This window comes from Rickettsia monacensis, assembly GCF_000499665.2.
In the GTDB taxonomy this organism is placed as follows: domain Bacteria; phylum Pseudomonadota; class Alphaproteobacteria; order Rickettsiales; family Rickettsiaceae; genus Rickettsia; species Rickettsia tamurae.
Genome location: NZ_LN794217.1, coordinates 360,622 through 377,748 on the forward strand (window position 1 = coordinate 360,622; position 17,127 = coordinate 377,748).

Here is a 17,127-nt window from a genome sequence, read left to right on the forward strand (position 1 = left end):
TATCGTCATTGCAAGCGGGTGTTGGTGTTGTCGTATGGATGTTATGTCATTCCCGCGTAGGCGGAAATGGCATCGGTATCCAAGTGGGCAACACTTTCTTGCAATGACGCAAACTATCATTTTTTACTTAATAACGCCTCTAATTAGTTTCAATTTGAATGATAAAAATTTTAGGTATAGAATCAAGCTGTGATGATACAGCTGTTTCTATAATCACCGAAAACCGAGAAATCTTATCTAATATAATCATTTCACAAAATACAGAACATGCAGTTTTTGGAGGGGTAGTACCTGAAATTGCTGCACGTTCTCATTTGTCGAATCTAGATAAAGCATTAAAAATCGTTTTAAAAGAAAGCAATACTAAATTAACGGAAATTAGTGCAATTGCAGCAACTTCCGGTCCAGGTTTAATCGGCGGTGTTATAGTTGGCTCAATGTTTGCAAGGTTGCTAAGCAGTGCTTTAAAAAAACCATTTATTGCAATTAATCATCTAGAAGGTCATGCCTTAACCGCAAGACTAACCGATAATATTCCTTATCCTTATTTACTCTTGTTAGCTTCGGGTGGACATTGCCAATTTGTAGCAGTTTTAGGACTCGGAAAATATAAAATCCTAGGATCTACTATAGATGATGCCGTAGGCGAAGCCTTTGACAAAATAGCAAAAATGCTAAACTTAGCTTTTCCCGGAGGACCTGAAATTGAGAAAAGAGCAAAACTTGGCGATCCTCATAAATATAAATTTCCAAAACCTATAATTAACAGCGGTAATTGTAATATGTCATTTTCAGGACTTAAAACTGCCGTACGTACTTTAATAATGAATTTAAAGGGAATTGATTATAAAGACCGTCATCATTTAGAAAGCTTCAGACAAGATGAATTTAAGGAAGAGCCTGCGCAGCGTACAAAAGTATGTGAGCACAGGCGAAAGCCGCAAAATTCGCTTGTATCAAGCTTTCTAAATGATGACGTAATTAATGATATAGCGGCAAGTTTTCAATTTACCATAGGAGAAATTCTAGGTAGTAAGGTACAGTATGCTATTAGAGCATATGAGCAAGTAATAAATAATTGCGATAAGAAAAATATAGTAATTGCTGGTGGTGTCGCTGCTAATAAATATTTACAAGAAATATTAAGTAGTTGTGCTAAAACATATGATTATCGTCTTATTTATCCACCTATCCACTTATGCACCGATAATGCTGCAATGATTGCATATGCAGGACTTGAGCGTTACAATAATAAGTTATTTACTCCTTTGAATTTTTGTCCAAAAGCTAGATGGAGTCTAGAGGATATCAGTAAATAAATTTTAACCAATAAATTAATTCTTTTTTGCTGCAAATTATAAGATTTTTGAAAAGGGACTCTATTCCTTCAAAAATCTTATAATTTGCAGCAAAAAAGAATTAATTTATTGGTTAAAATTTATTTACTGATATCCTCTAGGAAGAAATATAATTTTTTAATATTGACACTTCTTAATTTAGTAGTATAATATGCAATTACCATAAAACATGGTATATCTATATAAAAAAGAGGTAAGTTTATGAGCAATAACAATTATAAAAACATCTACAAAGCATTTAATTGTTTTTCAGAAGCAACAAATTCTGCCTATTCAGCCGTAAGTAATTTTTTAGAACTACCTAATGTATTTAATAAATATCCTACTGTTATTTCTTTAATTTTTTCTAAAACAGCAAAATTAGACTCTAATATAACCAATATAGTTAAAAACGGTGTTATTATATATGAAATATCAACAACCTTAATAGGTGCCGTAAATACTTTTTATAAAGATACAAAACTAGTCGATAAAATATTAAAAGACGGACAGAATGCTATTGATAAGCTTACTGAAACAACAACCTACTTATCGCCAATAGTTACAGATATTATAAATTCTTACTTAATTGATCCGTATAAAGAAGAAAAAACACTATTATTTGACTTACAAATTCCTAACTCTACTAGTAATGATTGTTATAAATTATTAGGTACTGAAAGTATAACATTAGCTGAAATTGAATGTTATTAATACTAATTTATAGAATTTTTTTATTACTTTTTCTAGATTGCCATACTCCTTTTAGTTGTGGTTTTGTTGCATTGCTCGTATTTACGATATTCATCTAGAGTAGTAGCACCGATACAGTGCAGCTCACCACGAGCAAGCATCGGCTTTAGCAAATTCGAGGCATCCATAGCACTGTCGGTTTTTCCCGTACCGACTAATAGATGCAATTCATCGATAAATAAAATAATTTCACCGCTTGATTCTTTGATTTCGCTAAGCACTGCTTTAAGACGCTCCTCAAATTCACCTCGATATTTAGCCCCCGCTATTAATGCTCCCATATCAAGCTCAATAATACGGCAGTTCATAAGCAACTCAGGTACATCCTTACTAAATATGCGTTGTGCAAGTCCCTCTATTATAGCAGTTTTACCGACTCCGGGTTCGCCGATCAATACAGGATTGTTTTTCATACGGCATGATAGTACCTGCACGGTTCTTCTTATTTCTTCATCACGCCCGATTATCGGGTCAAGCTTACCGCTTTCGGCAAGCTCTGTTACGTCTCTGCCGTATTTCTTTAGAGCATAGTAACTATTTTCTGCCGATTCGGTATCTGCTTTTTTGCCTTTACGAAGCTGTAAAATAGCTGCTGCTAATTTTTTACTATTAATTCCATTATTCGTTAAAATTTTACCGGCTATAGTATTATCATAAGTTAATGCTTCAAATATACGCTCTATGGTTACAAAACTATCCCCGCTGTCTTTAGCAATGCTACTCGCTTTTTCTAAAACTTTAAGAGCTTCAGCAGAAGAATAAACTTGTCCCCCTCCCTCAACCTGAACTTTTGGGATTTTATTTAGTTCTAGCTGAACTTGATCTTTTAATAAGTTTATATTACCGCCGGTATTATTATAAGGGTTTGAATTATATCTGTTTCTTCACTTAAAAGACTAGATAATAAATGCAAAGGTAATATTTGCTGATGATCGTTTTTAGCAACAAGCGATTGACTACTAGCTATCACTGATTTAGCATGTGCAGTAAATTTATCGATATTGATATAAATAACACATTTTAATTAATAAAGTTATATTTTAATATAATAATTTTTAATTAAAATAACAAGAGATGAACAACTACATATAGAATTTTATAATGCTTTCATCATTAAAAAAACAATTTGATAACGATAAGGAGTTTTTATTAAATCATACAAAAGAATTTTTAATTACACCAGGAGTAGGCGTTCCTTTAGAAACAAATAGAGCTAAAATTGAAGAAGCTGTTGAAAAAGGCAGCTTTACCGAGGCATTACAGGGTTTAGAAATTTTACGTCATGAGAAAACCGGTATAAAGCTTAATAAAATTGAAGGAAAAAATGATGAAACTCCAATATTAATACGTGACGGTCGTAACAATCCTAATGAAAAAATTGTTTTAGGCACTGAAGCTTTTGAAATGCAATATTTAAATGCTATCAGAGGAGCGCTAGACATAGCAAAGGGCGAAAATAAACCTGAGCTTGTGCTGAAATTAAATAAAGAAGCAGTAAAATTTATTAATAGTTTTAATGCTTTGAATATGGAAAAATCACAAGAAAATATCTCAAAAAATATACAAGCTGAGATTGACAATGTTACTGAATTGCTAGGAAAAAATGGTATTAAAAATGCTCATAAAAATCAAATGTTGCTAAAGATTTTCAAAATTTCAATGATGAGCATTGTAATATAGTAACTTTGTCAAAAGTCATCAATGATGAAGGAAAAGAGCATATTGTAGTTGAAGCGGAAGTAGCTTTTAAAGGCTTGACAGAAGAACAAAAGCAAGAATATCAAAATAGAGACGGTAAAAACTGGTATAATGTAATGCCTGAATGGGAGAAAAAGCTTGTTGATCAGTACGCTGATACAATTCAAAACGGTAGGCATGTTATCCAACCCAGTTACGACAAATTGTTGGCATGAAAAATGCCTTTGAGAAAATTGGTGCAATAACTGACAAAGACGGTAAAAATTTTGAAACATTGCTTACATCTAAACATGCAGGTACATTAGCCTCGATTTCGGATGATATAGATTCTAGACAAAAAATTACCGACTTAAATGCACGCCAAGCCCAAGAATGGACTGAAGACGGTGTTACTCTTCATACCAATACATTAAACTCAGGTCCTATAGGAGTCGACAATGATCCCACAATTGTTGAGCAGACAAAAAAATCTATGGAAAATGTCGGTGGGAAAAATACTAATACTCCTCTTAATTTATTTAGGCTTATAGGAGTAACAAATAACTTTTCAGGAGTGAGTGATACTTTAAACAAAATAGCAGAAAATTTACCGACTGAAAAAGGAATTGATGAATTAAAAGCACATATTAAACCTAGAAGCAAATTTGAACGTTTTTTTAGAATAAATAAACCTAAAGGAAATGCAGCAGAAATAATTAACAATGCAAATTTAACGGATAAGGAAAAAGAAATATTAAAAAAAGCCGTCACATTAAGAAAAAATATTGAGCAAGCAGATGTTCCTTTTAGAGTATCTTTCGAGACAAAACTTCCTTTTATATCTTTTGATAAAGAAAATATTAATCTAAATATATCAGATGTCTTAAGTAATTTAACAGAAAAAATAAGACAAAATAAACAAGAAAATAAAGGCACTAGTTTAATAAATTTACCTCAGGAAGAAATATTAACAATATGTGATAGCGGTAAAGATAGAGAAGGGCTTAATGAACATAATAAAATATCTCAAGCAGTCTCAAAATATACCGGTATAAAAATAACAGACATCGATAAACAATTACTTAAAAACGGTCATATTGCTTAGCAAGCAGGTAGTATTTATGCAGGCGGTGCAACAATAGGTTGTTACGGCACTAAAAAAGAAAATAAAAGAGCCATTCCAAAAAGTAGAAAAGAAGCACTTGCTGCTATAATGGAATTAACTGCTAAAATTAATAAAATTGAAGACAAAAAAAAGATGGATAAAAAGATAGATGCAGAATATGAAAAAAATCATCCTAAAGAATCTATCGTAACCCCGATTATGGATAAGGAATAGAGAGGAAGGAAGGTTGCAAGAGTTATTAAACCTTATATAAATAGGGCACTGAAGGAGCAAAATAAAGGTTTAATAACATGTGTAAATATACTACAATATTTTGTATAGTAGATAAATTTTGTAAAATTTATGAGAAATGGGTAAAACATCAATTGCTGAAAAGTAATAAGCAAAGATTTAGAGAAGGTAAGCTTTCCTTAAGTGAAGAACTCTCAATAATGATTTTTACCATTTTAGTGCATATAAACATTTAAAAGCTTATTACCAAAACTTTATTATTAATGGTAATTTGTTCAGGAATCCACCTTGTTATGAGAGATTTGTTCAGCTTATTCCTTCATTATTTCTGCCATTGATTGTGATGTTACATTACTTAAGTGGGAAAAGAACGGGAATTTATTATGCAGATTCCACACATTTTGCAGTATGTAAAAATATCAGAATTAATTCTAACAGAACTTTTAATAATCTTGCAAAAATGGGACGTAGTTCTGTCGATTGGTTTTTTGGATTCAAGCTTCATATGATAATCAATGATAAGGGAGAAATTATTGCTGTTAAAATTACCAAAGGTAATGTTGATGACAGAATTGCATTTGAAGCAATGGTTATCAAAAAAGGTCTAAAAGGTAAGTGTTATGATGATAAGGAGTTTATTTCAGAAAAAATGTTTACAAAACTTTATAAGCAAGGTTTAATAAAAATTACCGGAATAAGAAAGGATATGAAAAACTATTTATTACCTCTTTTGGATAAAATCCTTTTAAGGAAGAGATTCATTATCGAAACCATTTTTGGCTACATAAAAGAGAATTTTAATATTACTCCTTCCAGACATCGATCACCTATTAATTTCTTTACTTCTCTATTCTCTGCTCTTATTGCTTACCAACTTAAACCTAATAAACCATGTATTTCTTATCTATAATCGGGGTTATTCTAAATAAATTTTCATTAGAAATAAAAAATCTTTTAGATAAATAAACTATTGGTTTAAAATAAAATAAGTTATAGATTGACTTTTAAAGGAAGTTAGGTATAAACTTTAACTGAAATAGTAAAACACTATTTCGGGGTGTAGCAACCTCTACCAAAAGTGAGAACATCTCTCACATAACTGATGTAATCCTCAACCTTATGGTCGGAGAGATAACAGAGTTACAGAAAGACCTTTGAAAAAGAGAGATATCAACGCAATAGAGAAACGCTTAGCAGAACTAGAAGCAATATTTGGTATTGCTAAAGTATAGATGAACAGGCATTGCTTTCATTTATGTCATTCCTGCTTTCCTTTCACGGAAAAACATTGCCCACATGGATCGGTTTTAACGTCATTGCGAGGAATTTACGTAAGTAATTGACGAAGCAATCTTAGGAGTTTGTTATTATTTCATGAGATTGCCACGCAGCTTACCGCTGCTCGCAATGACTATATATCTTTAACAATCCCTTTTCAAATAAAACGAATATACTAGTCAAATGGTTTCACTATAACCATAATCACTGCAACAATCATGCAGATAGCCGGAATCTCATTAACTATGCGGTAAAATTTTTCTGAATGGACATTCTTACCATTTGCAAAATCTTTTCGCCATCTTGCAAGTAAACCGTGAAATATCACTAAAATTAATACTGCAAACATTTTAACGTAAAACCAAGTATCAAGAGCAACAAACCCGTAAATATGAGCATTTATTAAACCAAAAATAAATGTGCTAATCATTGCCGGATTCATAATGAATCTGAGTAATTTTAGCTCCATTACTTGTAAAGTACTATCTAGCTCACTACCTATTTTAGCTTTGGTATGGTAAACATATATTCTAGGTAAGTAAAGAAGTACTGCCATCCAACATATAGCAGATATCAGATGGACTGACTTAAACCATAGATAGTAACTTGCCATTCTTTTCCTTATTAATTTGTTAATTTACATAAACATTTAGTAAATTCATTTGGACATATTCTTGTACTAGAGCTACTCGTAACTAAATTAGTATCAACCTTACTAATAAATCGTAGCAATATATTTGTCAAACTATTAATAAAAATTTTATTTGTTCCAAGTGTCGGAATTCGGGTATATTGAATTTTATATTTATCTGCGATTAATTTATATTCAATATTAAGTTCTACTAGTGTTTCAACATGCTCGGATACAAAGGATATAGGTACGATAATTATGTCTTTTTTTAACTTTCCTGCTAGCTCTATTTCGTCTTCCGTATTCGGTTTTAACCACTCCATAGGTCCTACTCTACTTTGATAAGTTATCTTATAATCTAGATCTTTTATATTTAATTCTTTAACTATTGCTTTTACTGTTTCTTTTATTTGAAAACTATAAGGATCACCTGCTTTTATTATTTTTTCAGGTAACCCGTGAGCAGAAAATAATATACGAAAATTTTTATCGTATAGTTTTTCCTTAATCAATGAAACATGGGTTTTTATAAAATCTTCTTCTAGAGGATAACAGCAAATTGTTTTAATTGGAATATCAACATCAAGGTTTTGTAAAAAATTTTTAACCGAAGATCCTGTCGTAGTACTTGAAAATTGAGGATATAGAGGCAATAATATTATTTCGCTTGGGTTATATTTTTTTATTTGACCTATTACTTCTTTAGCAAAAGGTGCTGAATATCTCATATTTATAAAAATAGCGAAATCTTCTTTTATGAGTTGCTTTAGCTTTTCGGTTAGTGCTAATTTCTGCTCCTCTGTTTCCTGAAGTAAAGAAGATTTACCACCAATTAAAGAATAAATTTTTTGAGATTTTCTCTCTCTAGTAATAGAAATTATTTTAGCGATAATATAACGCAAAGGATTTGGCAGATTAATTATAGCTTTGTCATAGAATAGATTAAATAAAAAAGGTTTTACGGATTCAAGATCTTTTGGACCTCCTAAATTAAAAAGTACTATTGCTATTCTTTTCTTCATATAACCTAACATATTCTGTCAAAAATTCTATATTTTCCGGAGGTGTCTCAGGCAAAATACCATGTCCTAAATTAAAGATAAAATTCTTTCCTTTCATTACCTGAAGAATTTTATAAGCTTTTTCTTTAATAATTTCTTTATTAGTTAATAATATAACTGGATCTAAATTACCTTGTACTATTACTTTATCACTCCACTCTTTCATTTTTTCAAGAGGAATCATTTGATCTACGGCTAAAATATCTATCGGTACTTCTTTTATAAATTTTTTGTACAATAATCCCGCTCCTTTAGGAAAAGCAATTACAGGAGTTTTTGGAAAAACTTCTTTTACTTTTAGTATAATCTTTTTTGTCGGCTCTATTACAAATTCAGTAAACTCCTCTTCTGCAAGTACTCCTGACCATGAATCAAAAAGCTTTAAAACATCTGCTCCCGATCTTGCTTGATTCATAAGATGATCAGCTGTTTTTTCCGTAATAAAATTTAATAATTCTTTAGCAAGTATTTTATTTTCATATATAAATTTTTTGCTCGTTTTAAAATCTTGTTTCCCTTTTCCCTCTAGCATGTAACTCATCACTGTCCAAGGGCTACCTGCAAACCCTATTAAAGAAGTGGTGGAGGGCAATTCTTTTTTTACTTTTTTTATTATTTCATAAATCTTTTCTAATTTATTATTCGGATTGCTTTGCAGATATTTAAAATCTTCTTGTGATTTGAATTGCTTTAATATAGGTCCTACATTTTCTTTAAAATCTACTTCCCATCCAAGAGCATGAGGTAAAACTAATATGTCAGAAAAAATAATAGCTGCATCAAATCCATAACGTTTTATCGGTTGTAAGGTTACTTCCGTTGCTTTGTTAACATCATAACAAAAATCTAGAAAATTTTTTGTTGTTTCTCTTACTTTTTTATATTCCGGCAAATATCTACCTGCTTGACGCATAAACCAAATAGGTATTTTATTACTATTTCCTTTTAACGGATTTAAAATTTGCTTCATGCTATTACTAAAAATATTAAATTAATAGATATTATTTATTATTTATTGTTTATGTAAACAGAATTATGTAGATTAAATGTTTTAAACAGAGTTATCAACAAAATTTTCATTAAAATATTCTTAAAAATATCGGTATTTTTAATTATACTTCACATAAGTTTGTAATGAATTTATACAAGTGGATAATTAAGCGTAAAATTCATTTATAGCTTAGAAAAGACTATTTTTTCAAAGAAAAATGATATTTATTCACAATTTTATCCACAAACTATTTATTTAAAAGAAAATACACTAGATTTACTTGATTTAATAAGGATTTGAGGAAATTTTTAATAGATTTTAATAGGAAAAATAACAAGTTATTAAAAAATTATCCACAATTACATGTGTAAAGTATGACAAAGCTAATTATTCACTTGGTTTCAGACTCTTCCGTGCAAACTGCAAAATATGCAGCAAATTCTGCTCTTGCACAATTTACTTCCGTAAAACCAAAATTATATCATTGGCCAATGATTAGAAATTTGGAATTGCTAAATGAAGTATTAAGTAAAATAGAATCTAGACACGGGATAGTATTATACACGATTGCCGATCAAGAACTCCGAAAAGCTTTAACGAAATTTTGTTATGAATTAAAAATTCCATGTATTTCTGTAATAGGTAAAATTATTAAAGAAATGTCTGTTTTTTCAGGTATTGAAATAGAAAAAGAACAGAATTACAATTATAAATTCGATAAAACTTATTTTGATACACTTAATGCCATAGATTATGCCATAAGACATGATGACGGACAAATGCTTAATGAGTTGTCGGGGGCTGATATAATATTAATAGGTCCTTCTAGAACTTCTAAGACACCAACTTCCGTATTTTTAGCGTATAACGGTCTAAAAGCTGCCAATATTCCTTATGTTTATAATTGTCCCTTTCCTGATTTTATAGAAAAAGATATAGATCAATTAGTAGTAGGACTCGTCATTAATCCAAATAGATTAATTGAGATAAGGGAAGCTAGGTTAAATTTATTGCAAATTAACGAAAATAAAAGCTATACAGATTTTAATATAGTACAAAAAGAATGCTTAGAGGTTAGAAAAATTTGTGATCAAAGAAATTGGCCGGTAATTGACGTGTCGACTAGATCAATAGAGGAAACAGCAGCTTTAATAATGCGGATATATTATAATAGAAAAAATAAATATAATAAATAAAAAGATTTTCATTATTTACAAGTAGAAGCCTGTACTTTATAATTTTATTTTATACTCAGTGAATTTCAAAAATTGGCGTTGTCGTCTAGCAAGTTCTGCGGTACTCACTTATTAAGTATACGCTCCGTTCCTCGCCTTGCAGACCGATTACTCTTTTTAAAATTGACCTTCGTATAACCACTCTTCATTTACCGATAGTAATAACAAGGAGAAATTATGGCAAGTAATGTAACGGATAGCTTTTTTAAAAAGGAAGTATTAGAATCGGATTTACCGGTACTGGTTGATTTTTGGGCAGAATGGTGTGGACCATGCAAAATGTTAACACCGATAATAGATGAAATCAGTAAAGAATTAAAAGGCAAAGTAAAAGTACTTAAAATGAATATTGATGAAAATCCTAACACTCCTTCAGAATACGGTATTCGTAGTATTCCAACGATAATGTTATTTAAAAACGGTGAACAAAAAGATACTAAAATAGGTTTGCAACAAAAAAATTCTCTTTTAGATTGGATTAATAAATCTATTTAATATTTATTTTATGTCACTTAACCATTCAAAAGTATTTATAGAGATAACCGATGGTTATGTAGAAGGCATAGATACTCATAAAAGAGCTCAAGATTTAAAGCATTTCTTCTTGAAAAAAGGAGTCTCTCTTTCTCCAAATATACCTATATTAAATAATATTAATTTTTCTTGTTATGAGGGAGAAAAAATAGCTTTTATAGGAAGTAACGGTTCGGGAAAAAGTTCGCTTCTAAAGCTAATTGCCGGAATATATCCGTTAAAATCCGGTACCGTCAAAATTCATGGAGATATTGCGGCAATTATAGATATGGGAGTCGGTTTTGAACAGGAGCAGACAGGTCGTGAAAATATAAAAATGTTAATGCTATATAACAATATGTTAGATAAATATAGCAAAAAAATTGAGCAAGAAATCATAGATTTTTCAGAATTAGGTAGTAAAATCGACTTACCGATAAAAAATTATAGTTCAGGAATGTTATCACGCCTTGCTTTTTCCGTATCAATATTTCAAAATCCACAGATTCTATTACTTGATGAAGTTTTTGCGGCAGGCGATAGCTATTTTATAGAAAAATCTCTTAATTTAATGAAAAATAAATTTAAGAATACTCCTATTTCGATAATAGTAAGTCATCAAGAAGAAATTATAAAAGATAATTGCGATAGATGTGTTTTATTAAAAGACGGCAATATTATAGGTGATGGGATTCCATCAGAAATGTTTAAAATCTATAACCAACAACAAGGAAATTCATAAATGATAAAGTATTTTTTTTCTAAAAAATACTGGCGGGCAATAGCATTACTAGTTAAAGCTTCTATAATTAGGCAAAATAAAGATTCTTTTTTTGGTTCTTTATGGAGTTTAATTCAGCCTTTTATTCACATAATGGTAATTTCATATTTTTTCGGTTTTTTATTAAGACAGCCAAGAGAATTTATGGTAATGAACTTAGTCGGCGGTATTCCTTTATGGAGTTTTATAGTAAGCAGTCTAACGATTTGTTCGAGTTCTTTGGTAACACGTGATCAAATAATAAAAAAAGTTAGAATTTCTAAGACTTTTTTTCCTGTTGCGGACAGTTTAGGGCAATTATATACTTTAATTTGCTCATTTTCGGCAATGTATTTTGCTTTTATTTTATTATTTCCAGAAAAATTTTCTTGGCAAATAATATTTATGCCGATATTAATTTTGCCCTTAATAATATGTGTGATTAGCGGTTCTATCGCAGTAGCATTTTTAACGCCGTATATTCGAGATATTCCACAAATATTAAATGTTATTCTCGGAGTTATTTATTGGAGTATACCGATAGTTTATCCATATTCGCTAATTCCAGAGTCTAAAAAGATATATTTTGAATTTAATCCGTTCTTTTTAGTTATAAGACCCGTACAAGTGTTGGTGATTGACGGAACATTACCGGATATGATGCTGATAGTTAAGTCTATTATAGTTGCATTTATTACTGTTTGTATCAGTTATTTAATTTACAGACAATTTTCTAAAAGAGTTATTTATTACTTATGAAACTTGGTTTTAATCTAGATTTTAATGAATTAGATTTAACCGGACTTAAAAAATTAGATCAAATATTTTTAAATTATCTCTTTAAAGCCGATAAATTTCTGCATAAAGGTTTAATATTATTTAGATCAACTCCTTTCTCTATTATTCCACAAGATTATTCCGAATTTTTATTAAAAATCTCCCCTCATTTAGACGATTTTTTAGCAGAGTTATTTTGTATTTCAAAAGAAGTAACTATATCAAGATTAAAGCATAAAGATTTTGATATTATTTATGAATGTAAAAGAAAATTTGTTCAGCGTGTTGCCGTAAAAAAATATCCACCGGAAAAAATAAAAGATATTGATTTTGAAGAGGTGTATTTAAAGCTAACTAATTTAATAGGTACGAATTTTACCTCTAGAGAATTTGCCAAACAAATAATTATATGGCAACAGGCAGAAGAAAGTTTTGCCACAGAATTAGACATAGCAGCACAATATGTAGCGTGTAGAGTTTATGGTTATTGCCATTCATTGTCATCTCGTGGCTTGACCACGGGATCCAGTAAATCGACAAATGTTGATGTTAAAAGTCGTTTTTTGGATCCCGTGGTCAAGCCACGAGATGAAATCTTGTTTACAATCCCCCAAAAACTAGATAAAGAAAACCTAATAGACGATAAAAAAATATTAAAGTATCAAAAAAATGAGAGAGTAGATTTTGACTATACAGATTCTTTTTTAAATCTAGATGAAGCTCTAAACCACTCTCATTATTGTATTTATTGCCATAAGCAGGATAAGGATTCCTGTTCTAGGGGGGTGAGTGTCATCCCGTGGCTTGATCGCGGGATCCACAAAAAACAAATGGATCCCGCGATCAAGCCACGGGATGACACTCAAAACGGCTGCCCCTTAAAGCAGAAGATTTCCGAGATGAACTATGTTAAGGCACAAGGTTTTAACCTAAGTGCTCTTGCTATTATTGTTATTGATAATCCGATGGTTGCGGCAACGGGTCATAGGATTTGTAATGATTGCTCAAAAGCTTGTATTTACCAAAAGCAAGATCCCGTAAATATCCCGTTAATAGAATCAAATATTTTAGAAGAAACTCTTAAATTACCTTACGGTTTAGAGATATATCTACTTCTTACTCGTTGGAATCCGCTTAATATTTATGCACCTCTACCAAAAGAACCTACTAATTATAATATTTTAGTTACCGGTCTTGGTCCTGCAGGTTTTAGTCTTAGCTATTATTTATTACGGTCAGGTCACAATGTTACGGCTATTGACGGTTTAAAAATTACTCCTTTGCCTTTTGACGTTCATAAGCCTATAAAATTTTGGCATGAATATAAAAATTTGTTATCGGAAAGAATGCCAAGAGGATTTGGAGGGGTAGCAGAATACGGTATAACTGTTCGCTGGAATAAAAACAATCTTGATATATTACGGCTAATATTAGAGAGAAATAATAATTTTAAATATTATGACGGGGTAGCTTTAGATTTTAATATAACGAAAGAACAGGCTTTCGATTTGGGTTTTGACCATATGGCTTTTTGCATTGGAGCAGGTCAGCCGAAAGTTTTGGATATAGAAAATTTTGAAGTTAAAGGCGTAAAAACGGCTTCCGATTTCTTAATGACTTTACAAAGCGGAGGGGCATTTTTAAAAAATTCTAATACTAATATGGTAATTAGAATGCCGATTGCGGTAATAGGCGGCGGTCTTACTTCTTTAGATGCAGCAACGGAAAGTCTATATTACTATAAAAAGCAAGTAGAGAAATTTGCCGAAGATTATATAGAAAAAGATTTAACGGAGGAAGATAAAGAAATAGCTGAAGAATTTATTACTCATGCAAAATTGTTTAAAGAAGCTAAAAATAATGAAGAATTAAGAAAGGTTTTTAATAAGCTTGGGGGTGCTACTGTCTACTATCGTGGAAGATTGCAAGATTCGCCGGCGTATAAATTAAATCACGAGGAGCTAATATATGCATTAGCATTTGGTGTTGATTTTAAAGAAAATATGCAGCCTTTAAGGATTAACACCGATAGGTACGGTCATGTAGAATCTGTGGAATTCAGTGTCATCTCGTGGCTTGACCACGGGATCCAGAAAAAATATCAGAATAATGTTATAGATCCTGTGGTCAAGCCACGGGATGACACTATAGTAATCAAAGCCAAAACCGTAATTATGGCAATCGGTATAGAAAATAACACTCAATTTGATGAGGATAAATATAGTTATTTCGGTGATTGTAATCCTAAATATTCAGGAAGTGTAGTGAAAGCTCTTGCTAGTACCAAAGAAGGGTACGAGGCTATTAACAAAAGACTTATAAATAATGACCCTGGCTTTAAAGGTATTTATAAAGATTTTTGTACGCAGCTTGATTATTTATTAGTCAGCAGAATTCATAAAATAAATATCTTAGATGATAAAGCTTTTGAATTGGTAATTCATTCGCCGCTTGCTGCTAAAAATTTTAAGTTCGGACAGTTCTTTCGCTTACAAAATTATTCTGAATATGCTGCTAAGTTAATAGAGCCGGTAGCCTTAAGTCCTACAAATATCGATGTAGAAAAAGGTTTAATTAGCTTCATAGTTTTTGAAGTCGGTAAATCTACTAGCTTATGTAAAACATTATCCGAAAATGAGAAAGTGGTTTTAATGGGACCGACAGGCTTGCCGATGGAAATACCTAAAAATAAAAAAATAGTTATTGTTGATTCCGAAGCCGGTAATGTAGGCTTATTAAAAGTTCTAAAAGAAAATAATAATGAAGTTATATTTGTTACCTATCCTGATATAAAAAACCGTAAATTAACTTATGTGGATAGAGTAATAATTAATGCTTCTCCTGAAATAATAGAAGAATTGCAAAGTCTAAAAAATGAAATATTCGGTGAAAATACGGAGCTAATAGTTAGTGTTAATTCATCGATGCAGTGTATGATGAAGGGGATTTGTGGACAATGTATCCAAAAAGTTAAAGGAAAGAAAAAATATATTTTTGCATGTAGCCAGCAAAATCAAAATGCAGAAATAGTTGATTTTAAGAGCTTGAAAACTCGTTTACGCCAAAATTCTTTACAAGAAAAAATACTCCGTCATTGCGAGTGACTGTAGGTGTTGTTGCATGGATAGAAAAACGAGTTCGATGTCATCCCTGCGTAGGCGGGGATCCAGCAAAATAACTTCAGTATTGATATAGAAGTTACATATTTGATAAAATAAACATATAAAAAAACTTGTTTTTTTATATGTTTTACTGGATTCCCGCCTACGCAGGGATGACATAAAACGATCCATGCAACAAGACCGTGAATGTAAGGAGTGTGGCAATCTAGAAAAAGTAATAGAAAAATTCTGATTTACAGAATTTTTTTCTTCCTTGCTTCGTCAATTACTTAAGTAATTTTCTCGCAGTGACGGAAACCCCAATCCACGCAACAATGCTTTCGCAGGAATGACAAGTAAGAACCTATCACATCACTTCTCAAAATGACAAAATGCTCTACTACTATCTTGATTAAGAAAATCGATAATTTGTATTACTATAGAATTATTGTTATATTTCTCGGCAACTTGTTTTATACGCTCAGCAAAATTACCTTTGCCTGAGAAGATTTCTTCGATAGCTTTTAAAGCACTTAAAGACTCTGCTTTATCGAACCCTTTTCTATTCATACCGATTAGGTTTAAGCCCTCAAGCACCGCACGTTTACTACTTACAAGTCCGAACGGTATTACGTCTGCTCCGACCGGTGATAGCCCGCCGATCATTGAATATTCACCGATTCTAGCATATTGATGTACGGCAGACAGTCCGCCGATTATTGCGTAATCACCTACCTCGATATGACCTGCTAGGCTTACATAATTAGCAAATACTACATTATTGCCGATTTTACAGTCATGACCGATATGAACGCCGACCATAAATAAATTATTATTTCCTACTCTTGTCACCATTCCGCCGCCTTGGCTTCCTGCTTGCACTGTAACATATTCTCTTATAGTATTGTTAGAGCCGATTATCGTGCTTGATCTCTCATTAGCATATTTTAATATTTGCGGAGGTTGACCGATTGATGCAAAAGGATAGATTACTGTATTTTCGCCGATCTCGGTAATCCCCTCAATAACTACGTGGGATTTTAGATCGACATTGTCATGAAGCACTACTTCAGCACCTATAATACAGTATGGACCGATTTTTATGTTTTTACCGAGCTTTGCACCTTCGGCAATTATAGCTGTAGTATGGATATTAGAATTTGACACTATGTCCCTATTTATCTTTAATCATTGCGGTAAATTTACTTTCTGCGGCTATTTCGCCTTCGACCGTAACCGTACTTGAAAATTTCCATACGTTAGCTCTTTGCTGATCAATAACAGCGTGGATATGCATAATATCCCCTGGCTGAACAATTCTACGAAATTTTGCATTTTCGATAGCCATTAAAAACACTTCTTTATTCTTAGTAGAACCTAAAGATTTAGCAACTAATATAGCAGCTAATTGTGCCATAGCCTCAACCATTAGAACGCCGGGCATAACGGGTCTTGCCGGAAAATGTCCTGTAAATTGCGGCTCGTTAACGGTAACGTTTTTAATACCTGTTATTGATTTGTTAGGATCGATTTTAAGTACTCTATCTACTAATAAAAATGGATAGCGATGAGGTATCAAATCCATGATTTCGGTAATATCTATGATCATTTATTTAGGTCTCTTCTTTAATGTAAATTTTCCGTCATTGCGAGGAA

The 17,127-nt window shown here is 31.5% G+C and carries 17 protein-coding genes and 1 pseudogene; 12 read left to right on the top strand and 6 right to left on the bottom strand.

The window, feature by feature from the left end; genetic code table 11:
- The first annotated feature begins 158 nt into the window (after positions 1 to 158).
- Together tsaD and RMONA_RS01800 are read left to right on the top strand one after the other, a co-directional pair.
- Positions 159 to 1,319 carry a tRNA (adenosine(37)-N6)-threonylcarbamoyltransferase complex transferase subunit TsaD gene (gene tsaD, locus RMONA_RS01795; RefSeq protein ID WP_023507380.1) on the top strand — a complete coding sequence of 387 codons (1,161 nt, stop codon included), beginning with the start codon at positions 159 to 161 and terminating at the stop codon, positions 1,317 to 1,319.
- 240 nt (positions 1,320 to 1,559) lie between these two features.
- The gene (locus RMONA_RS01800; protein WP_023507381.1) at positions 1,560 to 2,051 is read left to right on the top strand and encodes a DUF5424 family protein; all 492 of its coding nucleotides are present in this window, start codon (positions 1,560 to 1,562) and stop codon (positions 2,049 to 2,051) included.
- A gap of 47 nt (positions 2,052 to 2,098) precedes the next feature.
- On the opposite strand, the pseudogene RMONA_RS01805 reads toward RMONA_RS01800, so the two are convergent.
- Positions 2,099 to 3,096, bottom strand: a pseudogene (locus RMONA_RS01805) (Clp protease N-terminal domain-containing protein); the annotation flags it as partial.
- 95 nt (positions 3,097 to 3,191) lie between these two features.
- On the opposite strand from RMONA_RS01805, the gene RMONA_RS01810 reads away from it, so the two are divergent.
- The 5 genes from RMONA_RS01810 (at position 3,192) to RMONA_RS01825 (ending at position 6,034) form a co-directional block, all read left to right on the top strand.
- Positions 3,192 to 3,770: a hypothetical protein gene (locus RMONA_RS01810; protein ID WP_023507383.1), complete on the top strand. Its 579-nt coding sequence runs from the start codon at positions 3,192 to 3,194 to the stop codon at positions 3,768 to 3,770.
- A 5-nt stretch (positions 3,771 to 3,775) separates the two neighbouring features.
- Positions 3,776 to 4,003 carry a hypothetical protein gene (locus tag RMONA_RS01815; protein ID WP_023507384.1) on the top strand — a complete coding sequence of 76 codons (228 nt, stop codon included), beginning with the start codon at positions 3,776 to 3,778 and terminating at the stop codon, positions 4,001 to 4,003.
- Positions 4,000 to 4,872: a hypothetical protein gene (locus tag RMONA_RS09560; protein ID WP_023507385.1), complete on the top strand. Its 873-nt coding sequence runs from the start codon at positions 4,000 to 4,002 to the stop codon at positions 4,870 to 4,872. Before RMONA_RS01815 ends, RMONA_RS09560 begins: the two co-directional genes overlap by 4 nt.
- Before the next feature lie 108 nt (positions 4,873 to 4,980).
- Positions 4,981 to 5,106, top strand: a complete 126-nt coding sequence (locus RMONA_RS10810) for a hypothetical protein (RefSeq protein ID WP_277914372.1) — start codon at positions 4,981 to 4,983, stop codon at positions 5,104 to 5,106.
- Between the two features lie 277 nt (positions 5,107 to 5,383).
- Entirely contained in the window at positions 5,384 to 6,034 is a 651-nt protein-coding gene (locus RMONA_RS01825) for an IS982 family transposase (protein WP_242402843.1), read from the top strand.
- A gap of 543 nt (positions 6,035 to 6,577) precedes the next feature.
- Here RMONA_RS01825 and hemJ read toward each other — a convergent pair.
- Genes hemJ through hemE form a run of 3 tightly spaced genes read right to left on the bottom strand, consistent with a single transcriptional unit; the run spans position 6,578 to position 9,064 of the window.
- Positions 6,578 to 7,015 carry a protoporphyrinogen oxidase HemJ gene (gene hemJ / locus RMONA_RS01830; protein ID WP_023507388.1) on the bottom strand — a complete coding sequence of 146 codons (438 nt, stop codon included), beginning with the start codon at positions 7,013 to 7,015 and terminating at the stop codon, positions 6,578 to 6,580.
- An 11-nt stretch (positions 7,016 to 7,026) separates the two neighbouring features.
- Positions 7,027 to 8,067: a ferrochelatase gene (gene hemH, locus RMONA_RS01835; RefSeq protein WP_023507389.1), complete on the bottom strand. Its 1,041-nt coding sequence runs from the start codon at positions 8,065 to 8,067 to the stop codon at positions 7,027 to 7,029.
- Positions 8,024 to 9,064, bottom strand: a complete 1,041-nt coding sequence (gene hemE / locus RMONA_RS01840) for a uroporphyrinogen decarboxylase (protein WP_023507390.1) — start codon at positions 9,062 to 9,064, stop codon at positions 8,024 to 8,026. Before hemE ends, hemH begins: the two co-directional genes overlap by 44 nt.
- Before the next feature lie 395 nt (positions 9,065 to 9,459).
- Here hemE and RMONA_RS01845 point away from each other — a divergent pair, with 395 nt between their 5' ends.
- The 5 genes from RMONA_RS01845 to RMONA_RS01865 all read left to right on the top strand — a co-directional run bounded on the left by RMONA_RS01845 (position 9,460) and on the right by RMONA_RS01865 (position 15,474).
- Positions 9,460 to 10,281 (top strand): pyruvate, water dikinase regulatory protein, encoded by an 822-nt coding sequence (locus tag RMONA_RS01845; protein WP_008579203.1) that lies wholly within the window; start codon positions 9,460 to 9,462, stop codon positions 10,279 to 10,281.
- 216 nt (positions 10,282 to 10,497) lie between these two features.
- Positions 10,498 to 10,815, top strand: coding sequence for a thioredoxin (gene trxA / locus RMONA_RS01850; protein WP_023507391.1), 318 nt, complete (start codon positions 10,498 to 10,500; stop codon positions 10,813 to 10,815).
- Between the two features lie 10 nt (positions 10,816 to 10,825).
- Positions 10,826 to 11,575: an ABC transporter ATP-binding protein gene (locus RMONA_RS01855; RefSeq protein WP_023507392.1), complete on the top strand. Its 750-nt coding sequence runs from the start codon at positions 10,826 to 10,828 to the stop codon at positions 11,573 to 11,575.
- A complete protein-coding gene (locus RMONA_RS01860) occupies positions 11,576 to 12,352 on the top strand; it encodes an ABC transporter permease (protein WP_023507393.1) in 777 nt (258 codons plus the stop codon). It begins immediately after the preceding gene.
- On the top strand, positions 12,349 to 15,474 hold the full coding sequence (locus RMONA_RS01865) for a palindromic element RPE4 domain-containing protein (RefSeq protein WP_023507394.1): 3,126 nt from the start codon (positions 12,349 to 12,351) through the stop codon (positions 15,472 to 15,474). The genes RMONA_RS01860 and RMONA_RS01865 overlap by 4 nt, the downstream gene beginning before the upstream one ends.
- Positions 15,475 to 15,843: 369 nt before the next feature.
- Here RMONA_RS01865 and lpxA read toward each other — a convergent pair whose 3' ends face one another.
- Both lpxA and fabZ read right to left on the bottom strand, forming a co-directional pair.
- The gene (lpxA, locus tag RMONA_RS01870; RefSeq protein WP_023507395.1) at positions 15,844 to 16,638 is read right to left on the bottom strand and encodes an acyl-ACP--UDP-N-acetylglucosamine O-acyltransferase; all 795 of its coding nucleotides are present in this window, start codon (positions 16,636 to 16,638) and stop codon (positions 15,844 to 15,846) included.
- Between the two features lie 7 nt (positions 16,639 to 16,645).
- Complete coding sequence (gene fabZ / locus RMONA_RS01875; protein WP_023507396.1) at positions 16,646 to 17,080, bottom strand: 3-hydroxyacyl-ACP dehydratase FabZ; 435 nt, start codon at positions 17,078 to 17,080, stop codon at positions 16,646 to 16,648.
- Between the last annotated feature and the right edge of the window lie 47 nt (positions 17,081 to 17,127).

Coding starts and splice junctions, on each gene's coding strand:
- RMONA_RS09560 (WP_023507385.1), top strand. CDS start 4,000: ATGAAAAATGCCTTTGAGAAAATTGGTGCAATAACTGACAAAGACGGT.
- RMONA_RS01845 (WP_008579203.1), top strand. CDS start 9,460: ATGACAAAGCTAATTATTCACTTGGTTTCAGACTCTTCCGTGCAAACT.
- trxA (WP_023507391.1), top strand. CDS start 10,498: ATGGCAAGTAATGTAACGGATAGCTTTTTTAAAAAGGAAGTATTAGAA.
- hemJ (WP_023507388.1), bottom strand. CDS start 7,015: ATGGCAAGTTACTATCTATGGTTTAAGTCAGTCCATCTGATATCTGCT.
- RMONA_RS10810 (WP_277914372.1), top strand. CDS start 4,981: ATGGAATTAACTGCTAAAATTAATAAAATTGAAGACAAAAAAAAGATG.
- hemE (WP_023507390.1), bottom strand. CDS start 9,064: ATGAAGCAAATTTTAAATCCGTTAAAAGGAAATAGTAATAAAATACCT.
- RMONA_RS01855 (WP_023507392.1), top strand. CDS start 10,826: ATGTCACTTAACCATTCAAAAGTATTTATAGAGATAACCGATGGTTAT.
- RMONA_RS01810 (WP_023507383.1), top strand. CDS start 3,192: ATGCTTTCATCATTAAAAAAACAATTTGATAACGATAAGGAGTTTTTA.
- RMONA_RS01865 (WP_023507394.1), top strand. CDS start 12,349: ATGAAACTTGGTTTTAATCTAGATTTTAATGAATTAGATTTAACCGGA.
- tsaD (WP_023507380.1), top strand. CDS start 159: ATGATAAAAATTTTAGGTATAGAATCAAGCTGTGATGATACAGCTGTT.
- RMONA_RS01860 (WP_023507393.1), top strand. CDS start 11,576: ATGATAAAGTATTTTTTTTCTAAAAAATACTGGCGGGCAATAGCATTA.
- fabZ (WP_023507396.1), bottom strand. CDS start 17,080: ATGATCATAGATATTACCGAAATCATGGATTTGATACCTCATCGCTAT.
- RMONA_RS01800 (WP_023507381.1), top strand. CDS start 1,560: ATGAGCAATAACAATTATAAAAACATCTACAAAGCATTTAATTGTTTT.
- hemH (WP_023507389.1), bottom strand. CDS start 8,067: ATGTTAGGTTATATGAAGAAAAGAATAGCAATAGTACTTTTTAATTTA.